10 protein-coding genes and 1 pseudogene are annotated in these 12,273 nt (G+C 63.1%); 9 read left to right on the forward strand and 2 right to left on the reverse strand.

What is annotated here, in order from left to right:
• Positions 1-4: 4 nt before the first annotated feature.
• The 8 genes from ACVIJ6_RS16950 (at position 5) to ACVIJ6_RS16985 (ending at position 7,770) form a co-directional block, all read left to right on the forward strand.
• Positions 5-1,168, forward strand: a complete 1,164-nt coding sequence (locus tag ACVIJ6_RS16950; RefSeq protein ID WP_456773596.1) for a cytochrome D1 domain-containing protein — start codon at positions 5-7, stop codon at positions 1,166-1,168.
• Complete coding sequence (ahbB, locus tag ACVIJ6_RS16955; RefSeq protein ID WP_456773597.1) at positions 1,168-2,148, forward strand: siroheme decarboxylase subunit beta; 981 nt, start codon at positions 1,168-1,170, stop codon at positions 2,146-2,148. The genes ACVIJ6_RS16950 and ahbB (ACVIJ6_RS16955) overlap by 1 nt, the downstream gene beginning before the upstream one ends.
• Positions 2,148-2,600 (forward strand): Lrp/AsnC family transcriptional regulator, encoded by a 453-nt coding sequence (locus tag ACVIJ6_RS16960; protein WP_456773598.1) that lies wholly within the window; start codon positions 2,148-2,150, stop codon positions 2,598-2,600. Before ahbB (ACVIJ6_RS16955) ends, ACVIJ6_RS16960 begins: the two co-directional genes overlap by 1 nt.
• A 3-nt stretch (positions 2,601-2,603) precedes the next feature.
• Positions 2,604-3,080: a siroheme decarboxylase subunit beta gene (gene ahbB / locus ACVIJ6_RS16965; protein ID WP_456773599.1), complete on the forward strand. Its 477-nt coding sequence runs from the start codon at positions 2,604-2,606 to the stop codon at positions 3,078-3,080.
• A gap of 12 nt (positions 3,081-3,092) precedes the next feature.
• Complete coding sequence (gene nirJ / locus ACVIJ6_RS16970) at positions 3,093-4,301, forward strand: heme d1 biosynthesis radical SAM protein NirJ (protein WP_456773600.1); 1,209 nt, start codon at positions 3,093-3,095, stop codon at positions 4,299-4,301.
• Positions 4,279-5,835, forward strand: a complete 1,557-nt coding sequence (locus tag ACVIJ6_RS16975) for a cytochrome D1 domain-containing protein (protein ID WP_456773601.1) — start codon at positions 4,279-4,281, stop codon at positions 5,833-5,835. The genes nirJ and ACVIJ6_RS16975 overlap by 23 nt, the downstream gene beginning before the upstream one ends.
• Complete coding sequence (locus tag ACVIJ6_RS16980) at positions 5,819-6,595, forward strand: CbiX/SirB N-terminal domain-containing protein (protein WP_456773602.1); 777 nt, start codon at positions 5,819-5,821, stop codon at positions 6,593-6,595. The genes ACVIJ6_RS16975 and ACVIJ6_RS16980 overlap by 17 nt, the downstream gene beginning before the upstream one ends.
• 209 nt (positions 6,596-6,804) lie before the next feature.
• On the forward strand, positions 6,805-7,770 hold the full coding sequence (locus ACVIJ6_RS16985; RefSeq protein ID WP_456772807.1) for an IS110 family RNA-guided transposase: 966 nt from the start codon (positions 6,805-6,807) through the stop codon (positions 7,768-7,770).
• Between the two features lie 270 nt (positions 7,771-8,040).
• Here the strand turns inward: ACVIJ6_RS16985 and ACVIJ6_RS16990 are convergent, their stop codons facing one another.
• Together ACVIJ6_RS16990 and ACVIJ6_RS16995 are read right to left on the reverse strand one after the other, a co-directional pair.
• Positions 8,041-9,330 (reverse strand): tyrosine-type recombinase/integrase, encoded by a 1,290-nt coding sequence (locus ACVIJ6_RS16990; protein WP_456773603.1) that lies wholly within the window; start codon positions 9,328-9,330, stop codon positions 8,041-8,043.
• Between the two features lie 324 nt (positions 9,331-9,654).
• Entirely contained in the window at positions 9,655-10,269 is a 615-nt protein-coding gene (locus ACVIJ6_RS16995) for a hypothetical protein (protein WP_456773604.1), read from the reverse strand.
• Between the two features lie 529 nt (positions 10,270-10,798).
• On the opposite strand from ACVIJ6_RS16995, the pseudogene ACVIJ6_RS17000 reads away from it, so the two are divergent.
• Positions 10,799-12,220 (forward strand): annotated as a pseudogene (locus tag ACVIJ6_RS17000) (condensation domain-containing protein); the annotation flags it as partial.
• Positions 12,221-12,273: the final 53 nt, after the last annotated feature.

Here is a 12,273-nt window from a genome sequence, read left to right on the forward strand (position 1 = left end):
CGGGATGAAGCTGTGGCTTGCGCTGCTCTGCATGATGCCGCTGCTGGCGCTGGCGGCCGAGTTGCGCGGCACCGGCGATCTCGGCGTCGTCATCGAGCGCGCCACCGGCTCGGTGCTGGTCGTTGATACCAGCCAGCGCGGGACGATCGGCCGTGTCGAAGGACTCGGCGATCTCTCGCATGCTTCGGTCGTATTCTCGCCGGACCAGCGCTATGCCTTCGTGTTCGGCCGCGACGGTGGATTGACGAAGGTCGACCTGCTGACGGTCTCGATCGTGGGGCGTATCGTGCAGGCCGGAAATGCGATCGGCGGCGCCATCTCCGATGATGGTGTGCTGATCGCGGTCTCGAACTACGAGCCGGGCGGCGTACGGGTGTTCGACGCGAAGACGCTCGATCCGGTCATCGACATTCCCGCCACCGGCGCCGATGGCAAGTCGTCGAAGACGCTCGGTCTGGTCGATCTGCCAGGGCGCCGCTTCGCTTGGTCGCTGTACGACGCCGGCGAGATCTGGATCGCCGATCTCACCGACGCCAAGGCGCCGCAGATCACCAAGCTGACCGGCATCGGCAAGCTGCCCTATGACGGCAACGTCACACCGGATGGCCGGCACTATCTCGCCGGCCTGTTCGGCGAGGACGGCGTCGTCCACGTCGATACCTGGCAGACGCCACTTAAGGCTGAGCGCATCCTCAATGGCTATGGCAAAGGCGAGGAGCCGCTGCCGGTCTACAAGATGCCGCATCTCGAAGGCTGGGCGGCCGTAGGCGACCGGCTGCTGCTGCCGGCGGTCGGCCACCACGATCTGATCGCGGTGGATCTGCGCGACTTCAAGGAAGTTGGCCGCATCGCCACGCATGGCCAGCCCGTATTCGCAGTGGCGCGGCCCGATGGCCGCTACGTCTGGGTCAACTTCGCTCATCCGCGCAATGACACCATCGACATCGTCGACACGCAGTCGCTGCAGGTCGTGCATCGCTTCGCGCCGGGACCGGCGGTGCTGCACATGGAATTCACGCCACGCGGCAACGAGGTCTGGGTCTCCGTGCGCGATGCCGACCGGGTCGACGTGTACGACGCCACGACGTTTGCCAAGAAGGCCGAGATCCCGGCGCGGAAGCCGTCGGGAATCTTCTTCACCGTGCGTGCAACGAGGATTGGACAATGATGCCGAACCCGACCGAGCTCGCCTTGATTGATCGCTGGCAGCACAATTTTCCGCTGGTCGAGCGGCCGTTCGAAGTCGTCGGACGTTCTGCGGCGTTGAACCAGACCGAGACGATCGGCATCTTCCGCGCCATGCATGCGCGCGAGGTGATCTCGCGGGTCGGCGCCGTGGTGCGGCCGAACACGGTCGGCGCCTCGACGCTGGCGGCGATGCAGGTGCCTGCGGAGCGGCTCGCGGAGGTCGCCGCGTTGGTCAGCCGGCAGCCGCTGGTTACGCACAATTACGAGCGCACGCACGATCTGAACCTGTGGTTCGTGCTGGCCGGCGCCAATGCGGATGCGGTTCGCTCTGCGATGCGCAGCATCGCCGAGCAGACCGGTATTGCCGTGCTCGACCTGCCGATGCTGCGCGCCTATCATCTCGGGCTCGGCTTTTCGCTGAGCCGCGAAGCGCCGCAATCGCGTTCGAAGTCCGGCGCGATCGGTTACGCTCCCGCTCCCGTCGATAGCAGGATCCTCGCCGCGATCCAGGACGGCTTGCCGCTGGTCGAGACGCCATACCGGGCGGTCGCCGAGGCACTCGGCCTGGACGAAGCCTGTGTGATCGGCCGGCTGGAGCATCTGATCGCGGCCGGCGTCGTCACCCGGTTCGGCTGCGTCGTGCGTCACGACAAGCTCGGCTACCGCGCCAATGCGATGGCGGTGTGGGACGTGCCGGACGACATGGTCGATGCCGTCGCCGACGTGTTTGCGCGTCATCCGCGTGTGACCCTGTGCTATCAGCGGCCGCGGCGGCTGCCGCTGTGGCGCTACAATCTGTTCTGCATGGTGCATGCGAAGTCTCGCGATGAGGCCTATGCGGTGCTCGACGATCTCGCGCTGCAGGCCGACACCGGGTTGCTGCCGCACGACGTGCTGTTCTCGACCCGCTGCTTCAAGCAGCGCGGCGCTGTTTTCGCCGAGCTGAAGGAGGCGAGCTGATGAGCGTCGTCGACCCGACCGGACGCGTCATCATCAACGGCCTGCAGGGCGGCTTTCCGCTGACGTCGCGGCCATTCCGCGACGCCGGTGCCGCGCTCGGGCTCACCGAGGACGAATTGATCGCCGGCGTCGGCGATCTGATCGTGGCAGGGCGGTTGAGTCGGTTCGGCCCGCTGTGGAACGCCGAGGAGCTCGGCGGCGCCGTGTGCCTCGCCGCGATCGCCGTGCCGCCGGACCGGTTCGATGCGGTTGCCGAGCAGGTCAACGCCCATCCTGAGGTCGCGCACAACTACCAGCGCGATCATGCGCTCAACATGTGGTTCGTCGTCTCCTCCGAGCATCCGGCGCGGATCGACGCCGTCTTGGCCGAGATCGAACGTGAGACCGGCTTGAAAGTGCACCCGATGCCGAAGCGGCGGGAATTCTTCGTCGGCTTCCGGGTGAAGGTGTAGGCCATGCTGGATGCCGTCGATCGCAAGCTGATTGCCGCTACGCAAGCCGGCCTGCCGCTGGTGCGCGAGCCTTATCGCATGCTGGCGGAGCGGATCGGGCTCGATGAGGCGGAGGTGATCGCACGGTTGCAGAGTCTCCTGGCGCGCGGCGCGATCCGGCGGATCGGCGCGATCCCAAATCACTATGCGCTCGGCTTCACCGCGAATGGCATGTCGGTCTGGGACGTCGCCGACGACAAGGTTGCCGAGATCGGCGCCATGGTCGGCGCGCTCGAATCCGTCACCCATTGCTACGAGCGCCCGCGTCATCTGCCGCTGTGGCCGTACAATCTGTTTGCCATGGTGCACGGCCGCACGCGCGGCGAGGTGAGGGCTGAGGTCGCCGGCATCGCTGGCCTGATCGGGCCTGCGGCGCGCGCGCACGAGGTGCTGTTCTCGACCCGGATCCTGAAGAAGACCGGACTTCGCATCGCTGCCTGAGGAGAGCGGGTCATGTTCCGCCTGAGCCAATATCTGCGTGACCTGCATGAGCCGCCGCCCACCGGGCCGGTGCGGCAGCCGCCGGGACCGGTGGTGATCTGGAACCTGATCCGCCGCTGCAATCTCGCCTGCAAGCACTGCTACTCGATCTCGGGCGATGTCGATTTTCCTGGTGAGCTGTCGACCGCCCAGGTCTTCGACGTCATGGACGACCTCAAGGCGTTCCGCGTTCCCGTGCTGATCCTGTCCGGCGGCGAGCCCCTGATGCGTCGTGACATCTTCGAGATTTCGGGGCGGGCCAAGGCAATGCGCTTCTATGTCGGCCTGTCCAGCAACGGCACGCTGGTCGACGCGGCGATGGCCGATCGCATCCGTGACATCGGCTACGACTATGTCGGCATCTCGCTCGACGGCATCGGCGCGACCCACGACCGCTTCCGTCGCAAGGAGGGCGCCTATGAGGACGCGCTCGGCGGCCTGCGGCACCTGCGCGACCGCGGCATCAAGGTCGGCGTCCGCTTCACGATGACGGAGGACAACGCGGCGGAATTGCCGCTGCTGCTCGATCTGGTCGAGCGCGAAGGCTTTCCGAAATTCTACCTGTCGCATCTGGTCTATGCCGGGCGCGGCAACAAGAACCGCGGCGACGATGCGCTGTGGCAGACGACGCGCGACGCCATGGACATGGTGATCGCGCGGGCCTGGCGCTGGGCGCAGGCCGGCAGCGAGATGGAGATCGTCACCGGCAACAACGACGCCGACGCGATCTATCTGCTGCAATGGGTCGCGCGCAACGTGCCGTCCGCCGTCGACTCGTTGCGCGCCAAACTGGTGCGCTGGGGCGGCAATTCCTCCGGCGTCAACGTCGCCAGCATCGACAATCTCGGCAACGTGCATCCGGACACGATGTGGTGGCACCACGATCTCGGCAACGTCAAGCAGCGGCCGTTCTCGGCGATCTGGACCGATCTGTCGGACCCGATCATGGCGGGCTTGAAGCGCAAGCCGCGCGTGGTCGGCGGCCGTTGCGGTGCCTGTGCCCATTTCGACATCTGCAACGGCAATACGCGCGTGCGCGCGCAACGCATCACCGGCGATGCCTGGGCCGAGGATCCCGGCTGCTATCTCACCGATACCGAGATTGGCCTCGCCGCGCCGGCCGAGCGCATCAGGACCTCGCTCTATCGTGGAAAGAATCATGAAGCGCCGCTGTCTGCTTGAAGCGCTAATTGTCGTCGTCGCGCTGACGGGCGCGGCGCGCGCTGAACCCGATGCGGCAAAGTTGTTCGCTGACAATTGCGCGGAGTGTCACGGCGCCGATCGGCTTGGTCGTCTCGGGCCGGCATTGCTGCCGGAAAATCTCGGCCGCATGATGGGGGCGCGTGCCGGCTCCGTCATCGCCGATGGCCGAACCGCGACGCAGATGCCGGGTTTTGCCGGCAAGCTCGCCAAGGACGAGATCGCCGCGCTCGCCGCCTATATCTCGACGCCGCTGCCGGAGATTCCCGTCTGGGGCCAGCAGGAGATCGAGGCGAGCCGCGTCGTGCACGCACAGGCGGAAAAGCTCGACAAGCCGCGCTTCGATGCCGATCCGATGAACCTGTTCGTCGTGGTCGAGGCCGGGGATCATCATGCCACCATCCTCGATGGCGACCGCTTCGAGCCGTTGACGCGGTTCCAGACCCGCTTCGCGCTGCATGGCGGGCCGAAATTCACCCCCGACGGCCGCTTCGTGTTCTTTATGTCGCGCGATGGCTGGGTCAGCAAATACGATCTGTGGACGCTGACCATGTTGGCGGAGGTGCGCGCCGGGATCAATGCGCGCAACATCGCGATCTCGCGCGACGGCAAGCACATCGCGGTCGCCAACTATCTGCCGCACACGCTGGTGATGCTGTCGATCGACGATCTCTCCGTGGAGAAGATCTTCGACGTCAAGGACAAGCACGGCAAGTCCTCGCGCGTCTCGGCCGTCTACCAGGCTCCGCCGCGCGACAGCTTCATTGCGGCGCTCAAGGATGTCGGCGAGATCTGGGAGATCGCGACCGATCCCAACGCGCCGCCGGTCTATCCCGGCCTGGTCCATTCGTATGAGAAGGGCATGATCGAGGCGCTGCCGTCCTCGCAAGGCCTGTTCGCGCTGCGCCGGATCGAGGTGCCGGAACCGCTCGACGACTTCTTCTTCGATCCGCCCTATCGCAACCTGATCGGCTCGGCGCGCGAGGGCAGGGCGATCGTCGTCAACCTCACTGTCGGCCGCGACATCAAGCAGCTCGATCTGCCGGGCCTGCCGCATCTCGGCTCCGGCATCTCCTGGACCTGGGACGGCCGGCGGGTGATGGCGACGCCGCTGTTGAAGGAGGGCAAGATCAGCGTGCTCGACATGCAGGACTGGTCGCAGGTGAGGGTGATCGAGACGCCCGGTCCCGGCTTCTTCATGCGCAGCCACGAGAACACGCCCTATGCCTGGACCGACAGCATGATGGGCGCGAAGAAGGATACGCTGTCGATCATCGACAAGCGCAGCCTCGAAGTCGTCCGCAGCATCACGCCGGAGCCGGGCAAGACGGCGGCCCATGTCGAGTTCGACAAGAGCGGCCGGCATGCGCTGGTGTCGATCTGGGAGGATCAGGGCGCGCTCGTGGTGTATGATGCGCGGACTTTCACGGAGCAGAAGCGACTGCCGATGTCGCGTCCCTCCGGCAAGTACAACGTCTGGAACAAGATCACGTTCTCCGATGGAACGAGCCATTAAGTTCCCGCTTGCAGACACCGCGTTGCTGCTGGCTGCCCATGGTGAGCGGCGGGAGGGAGCTGACAATCTCGGTGTGTGGCGGATCGCACAGGCTCTGTCCACGCTGGGTTTCTGCGCGGAGATTGGTGTCGGATTCATCTCGGGCAAGCCGGGCATCAATGCGGCGCTGCGCCAGCTGAGGGCCCGCCGGGTTGCCGTCTATCCGATCTTCATGTCATCAGGCTATTTCAGTCGTGACCGCCTGGTCCAACTGCTCGACGAAGCCGACGACGATCGCCAGCGGGAGATCATTAGCCTGCCGCCGCTCGGCCTGGATCCGGGGCTGCCTGCGTTCGTCACGCAATGCGTGCTGCGCATAGCAGAGCGCAGCGGCTTTTGTGCGAGGCAATCTGCCGTCATCCTGCTGGCTCATGGCTCCCGACGCAGATCTCAATCCCGTGCCGCGACCGAGCGGATAGCGAAGGAGGTCGAACGGAGCTCCCTATTCGCAGGGGTTTTCTCCGCGTTCCTGGAGGAGCGGCCGCATCTCGACGAAGTCGCGAAGCAAGTGTCCGGTCCGGTTGTTGTCATCGGCTTGTTCTCCGGCGAAGGGCTGCATGGCGCGCGAGACGCCCCAAAGCTAGTCGCGGAGTCGGCGCGTGACGATGTCGTGTTCGGCGGTGTGCTCGGCTGCGCTCCGGGGATCGAGCAACTGATCGCAGGAGCCGTCACTAACGCATGTTCCGCCAGGATCTCTGCCATTCCCGATCGGCCGCTATAGGCATCATGAGCGCCCCCTTGTGTTCAGAAAGTCTGTCAGAATGTGCGAACGGGCGGTTCTCGCAAAACCGCCCGTCGCAGGATCTGAGCCCGTAACGCCCCAAACGCGGCAGAGCCTGTTTCAGAGCGAGGGACAGCTCCGGTGATCTTCCTCAACCCGAACAGTTGCAAGGGCCTCGAGCCCATACAAGGCAAGGAAGGGAGTGGATGATGACACAGATCGCAAACGGTGTCGCCGGCATCGATGTGGCCAAGGACAAGGTGGACGGCTGCATTCGCGGTCTCGGACTACGGCAGACGTTCCCGAGCACTCCGCAAGGGCACCGCCAGCTGTTGGCCTTGCTTCGCAAGCACAAGGTGAACAAGGCCGTCATGGAGGCCACTGGCGGCTATGAGCGCGAATGGGCCAAGGTGTTGCGCCAGGCAGGCGTGGAGGTGCGGATCGTCGATCCCAAGCGGGTTCGCAACTTTGCCCTATCGGCCGGTCGACTGGCGAAGAACGACACGATCGATGCGGAGATGATCGCCTGGTTCGCCGAGACGTTCAACGACGCACCGAGCCAGACCTACGACGCTGCCCGCGAGGAACTGGCGGGACTGGTGAAAGCACGCAAGAACCTGATGGATCTGAAAACCCGTCTACAGAACCAGCACGAACATGTCGTGCCGGGATTGGCGCAGAAGGCCCATTCCCAGGTGTTGAAGACGCTCGCGGCACAGATTGCAAAGCTTGAGGCTGCGATCTCGGCCAAGGTCAAGGCCACACCGGAGTTTGCCGAGCGCGCCGAGATCATCGAAAGTGTTCCAGGGCTTGCCGGAACGACCTCCGCGATCCTCATTGCAGGAGCGCCGGAGCTCGGCAAGGTGAGCGACGAGATCGCCGCCGCCCTGATCGGGGTCGCTCCTTACGACGATGACAGTGGCAAGCGCCGAGGCGAGCGCCACATCAAGGGTGGCCGGCGCTGGGTGAGAAACGGCCTGTTTCTTCCCTGCCTCGGCGCAGCAACCCAGCATAATCCGGTGCTCAAGGCCTACTATGAGCGCCTCACCGCCAAGGGCAAGGAGCCGAAAGTTGCGCTCATCGCCTGCATGCGCAAGTTGATCATCATCCTCAACACGATGATCGCCCGCGGGGAGAAGTGGAATCCCAAGCCGCCACGCGTTGCGGTGAGCTGATCGAGCGCCACGCCGCGCTCGGTCCGCGACCGAGCGCATGCCAAGCCAACAGGACGGCGAGCGGACGGGGTCAAGGCCTTCAGCCGCCGAAGGCGGAGGCGCGTCTCGCGCCAGCCTTGAGGCCGGCCGATCGCCGGCCTACCTCAACAGCACAGTTGCTCAGATGGCTACTGCAACGGATGGCGGTATCGGTGGTTGCGCCGCCCGCAACCACCGATGAGTCAGTCCTGCTTGACTTCGGCTCAATCGCTCGCCTCCGCGAGTTTGGCTTTACAGGTCGAAGCCAAGAGGGGTCTCTCGCACCAGATCCTTCCTTGTCGCGTCGACTGCCTCAATAACTCGAACAACTCGGTCGACATGGCTTGCCCATGCGGTCAGAGCGGCGCGCATTTCGGCTTCGTATCGGGCGAGGTTGTAAACGCCGGCCACTCCCGCCCGATGGCCACTGACGTGGTTGAGCACTGCCTCGATGATATGGGGCAGCACTCCTAGCCGATCGGCCATCACCGTAGCGGCGGTGCGACGAAGATCGTGCAGCCACCATTCGGGTATGGGCGCGACGGTTTCTCCGGCTACGGCCCTCTCTTTGCGTCTGGCGAGTAGCCGCTCATCGAGCGCGCCCTTGGATTTCGACCACCCGGAGAAGCCGCGCGGCTGATCGCCCTTCCGTCGCGGCCCGTCGCCGAAAACATGCTCTCGGTCGACTGAGGGAGCGGGGAGCAGCGTCATGGCCGCTTCCGCCAACGGAAGCGGGTGCTCGCGGTGGTTTTTCGTTCGGGAGCCGGGGATGGTCCAGAGACACCTTGAGCGGTCGATTTCGGCCCAACGCATTCCGCCGACTTCGTCTCTGCGCTGGCCAGTCAAGATGAGCAGCTTGACGATGCGTCCGTAGTCGTCGTCCTCGAGGCCTGCCCAGATCTCCGCCAGTTCCGCGTCGGTCAGGACCCGCTCCCGCGATCTCGGAGCGGCCGGGCGGTTGGTTCCGAGCACCGGGTTCGACGGGATCTCAAGGCCCTCTCGAATTGCCCAGTTGAACATGGCCGACAAAGCCGAGCGTGCTCGGGCTGCCGTCACCGTTCCGTTGTTCGCCGCGATCTCGCTGACGCGAGCCGCGACATGGCGACGGCTGATCTGCGATACGGGGAGGGGATGAAGAGATTTCCACACGCAGAGCAGATACCGTTCGATCTCCGAGTAAGTGCGGGGGCGCTGCTTTTGCTCGGCGGTCTTAAGATACTCGCCGGCCACCTTTCGGAACGTATCTGCCGTCTGTAACGTCAAAAGTTCCCGTTCGGCAGCCGGGTCCTTTCCCTCCGCTACCAGCCCGAGCAGGCGCTTTGCTTCCTTCCGGGCCCTCTCAGGCGTCCAGGGGGATCCATGAGGGCCAATTGTAAAGAAGCGCTGTCGGCCGCTCGCGCGAAATTTGAGGACATAGACCGGCGTACCGCGCTGACGTCGCACGCCAAAACCCCGGACGGCCTCCTTATGGTCCGAATCCCAAATCGTTTCACCGGGACCGAGCGACTGTACCGTTCGGACCGTAATGCCGAAATTCGCCATCGATGGCCTTGGTTGCTAGCTACCACCTAGCAACCACCATAGCGGAAATTGGAGCGTAGGAAAGGTGGGAGGCGGCGTAGATGATCTCTGAAATCGTTGATGTTTTCGTATTTTTGGATACCCTCTCGTAGGCTCGGCGGAGCTGGAAATCTGTCTGTGGAACAGGAGGTCGGTGGTTCGAGCCCACCCAACTGTACCAATAAGATCAATGATTTAGATCGATGTTGGCAGCTCGGCCGCTGGGCCTGGCGGCCATAGCCCGTTACTCCGGCAAGTGGATGCTTCCGGCACCGGCCGCGCCAGAGACGGTGTGAGGCTCAAAGCTCAACCGGTTTTCAATTGGTGAGGGCTCGCATCATTCCTTCCGGTTCGCTCGACTCCAAGCCGTGAGAAATCAAGCCGTAAGAAATTGGACCGGTCGACGTTCAGCAGCTCGGCAACCTTCTCGATGATCTCCAAGCCGAGACGGATGACGGCGCTTCTGCTGACGAGGTCGGCACGATCGATCTGATCGGAATCATCACGCGACCCGGAGGCCACGTTAAGGGCGAACGCCAATACGTCTGGATGCCGCATGGCGGTGGCAGAACACAAGGGCGCATGACACCGCCGTGCACCTCGCCAAGCTGCGAGATGAATGTCACACCGTATGTCGCCCGATACAACAACGGTAATTCCAAACGGCAGCATAGCGCCATAGCTGGGTGAGCGACTCGGCATGCTGGCCACGGAATGTCCCGTACATGTCCGGCCATGATCAAGCAGCACGGCACCATGCACCACGCTAAGCACAGGGGTCGCGACCCCGTGCCTAGCGATGTCCTCCTCAAGCTGATCGGCTCCAACGTCGTCCGGATGCTCAAGCTGATTGGCGCATGAGGCCACGTCCGGGGCGGAGATCATCGCGCCGACAGCGGTCTCTCGTCCGGAACGCAACATCACCGAGATCCGTCGCCACGCGCCGGTTCTTCAGCAGACTGCCAGTCGTGACGGGGTCTGCGCGCCGCACATCCACGTTGCCCGCCGTCCGCGATTGGAGAGAGTGTGTCTAGGGCGCGTGAATTCATGGGATGAAGTCGACGCAGTGCTTCTTGTAGCTAACAAGATCCGCTTAGCATCCGGCGCGGGACAATAGTTTCGGCCGCACGTTCAGGTGATTTTGCTTCGGGCAATCGCGCTTCTGCTGGGCGTTATCGGTCTGCGGAAGCCCTGTTGCTACGGCCATTGTTGGCAGGACAAGATTTCCACTCAATCAATTGATTGATTTCTATTTAAAGTTGTATCGCGTGGCCTGGCTCTGTCAGCTTCTGGATATGAAGACTAAGTTAGGATCATCCCAAGTCGAAGCCGTCGCTTTTCTTAGAATGGCGGAGGAGAGCGCGCTCTTCGCAACTTGGGTGGGCTGTTGCTGTCGTACCATGTTCGACTGCCGAGGCGCCCCCTGGTCGTTGACGCTGAGGGGATGTTGATGAATCGCAACTTTGTTCCGGGGCGTCATGCAGGAAATTCCGGCGATCTGGTATGGAGTTCTCTGTCTCGAATCCAGCGTTCCCTCTGGTTCTCGTATGAGCTGTATCCTCATGCACGAGGAACTCACAATATAAGCTTCTGCGCGCGGATCTATGGCGAACTGGATCTGGCGCGCTTGCAGCGGGTTTTGAACGTCCTGCGGCTCAAGCATCCGATGCTATGCGCGCGGTTCATCGACGCGTTCGGTGAGCCGAAACAGACAATCGATTGGGGCGCTGAGATCGCGGTTTCGCGGCGAAACGTGCGCGGAGTCGATTCAAGCGCGCTTGAAGATATTCTGAGGGACGATTGGTGCAAGCCCTTCGATCTCGAAGTGGCTCCGCTGGTCCGGGTCGTCGTCTACGATTGTGCCGAAGAAGAGGCCGTCATTCAAATTATCTGTGATCACCTCGTGTTCGATGGGTGGTCGATGTGGCGTCTGATTGCTGAACTCGGCCCGATGTACGAGGCGGATGCCGGGAGCATCGAGGTGATATCAAGCGCCTTGATCGCCAAGAATCCGGCGTACTTTGAGTATGTCGAATGGCAGGAGCGTTGGTTAAAAAGCAGCGAATCGCGCCGCCAGCTCGACTATTGGCGGGAGGCGCTCGCTGAAGAGTTTCCCCCCCTCGATCTGCCGAAAGAAACGGCTTCGAATGTAGATTTGTCCGACAGAGGCATGGTACGAGTCACGATCGACCGCGATCTGACTTCTAGGCTGAATGAGCTTGCGCGTGTGACCGGCTCATCGATGTATGTCGTGCTGTTGGCCGGATATTTCGCCTTCCTACACCGGCTCACGGGCCAAGATCGTGTTGCAGTCGGAACCATCATGCCCGGCCGAGGGCGTCGGAAGTGGGCGGATGTTGTTGGCACGTTTGTCAATCAGGTCGTATTAAGGTCGGTGCTCACGGCAAATATGGACGTGGCGGCGCTCCTGCAGCAGGTACGTCGGGCCGCCCGACAGTCGATGATCAATCAGGATTATCCGTTCTCAGAATTGGTCGAGCGTCTCAATCCGTCGAGAGCATCTTCGCTTCAGCCCTACTGTCAGACCCTGTTCGTGATGCACAACTCGCGAGGTGCGGATGGGTTGGCAGAGGTGATGGGCGGCGAAAGCGGCGCAGCTTCCGTGCCGTGGGGAGGATTGCGCCTGAGTAGTTTCGGGCGCACGCCGATGGGGGCGGGTCGTGGGCCTAAGATCGAGTTGTTCGTCACGGCGGTCCCGGTCGATGACGAGATCTCTTGCTTCTTTGATTACGCATCAGAGATGTTCGATCGGGCGACGATCGAGCGATGGTCGCAGTACTGGGTGAATGTTCTGCAGGAAATGGTAAGTGACGGGCGACGTCAGATCGTCCGGCTTCCCTTGCAGTCGGACGCGGAGCGTCATCGTGTTTTGGTGGAGTGGAACGCGACGGCCGCGGAGTATCC

The sequence above is a fragment of the Bradyrhizobium sp. USDA 4369 genome, assembly GCF_054056435.1.

What these genes read in the sequence shown, in the direction of transcription:
- ACVIJ6_RS16950 (WP_456773596.1), top strand. Translation starts at nt 5, where the DNA reads ATGAAGCTGTGGCTTGCGCTGCTCTGCATGATGCCGCTGCTGGCGCTG.
- ahbB (WP_456773597.1), top strand. Translation starts at nt 1,168, where the DNA reads ATGCCGAACCCGACCGAGCTCGCCTTGATTGATCGCTGGCAGCACAAT.
- ACVIJ6_RS16960 (WP_456773598.1), top strand. Translation starts at nt 2,148, where the DNA reads ATGAGCGTCGTCGACCCGACCGGACGCGTCATCATCAACGGCCTGCAG.
- ahbB (WP_456773599.1), top strand. Translation starts at nt 2,604, where the DNA reads ATGCTGGATGCCGTCGATCGCAAGCTGATTGCCGCTACGCAAGCCGGC.
- nirJ (WP_456773600.1), top strand. Translation starts at nt 3,093, where the DNA reads ATGTTCCGCCTGAGCCAATATCTGCGTGACCTGCATGAGCCGCCGCCC.
- ACVIJ6_RS16975 (WP_456773601.1), top strand. Translation starts at nt 4,279, where the DNA reads ATGAAGCGCCGCTGTCTGCTTGAAGCGCTAATTGTCGTCGTCGCGCTG.
- ACVIJ6_RS16980 (WP_456773602.1), top strand. Translation starts at nt 5,819, where the DNA reads ATGGAACGAGCCATTAAGTTCCCGCTTGCAGACACCGCGTTGCTGCTG.
- ACVIJ6_RS16985 (WP_456772807.1), top strand. Translation starts at nt 6,805, where the DNA reads ATGACACAGATCGCAAACGGTGTCGCCGGCATCGATGTGGCCAAGGAC.
- ACVIJ6_RS16990 (WP_456773603.1), bottom strand. Translation starts at nt 9,330, where the DNA reads ATGGCGAATTTCGGCATTACGGTCCGAACGGTACAGTCGCTCGGTCCC.
- ACVIJ6_RS16995 (WP_456773604.1), bottom strand. Translation starts at nt 10,269, where the DNA reads ATGTTGCGTTCCGGACGAGAGACCGCTGTCGGCGCGATGATCTCCGCC.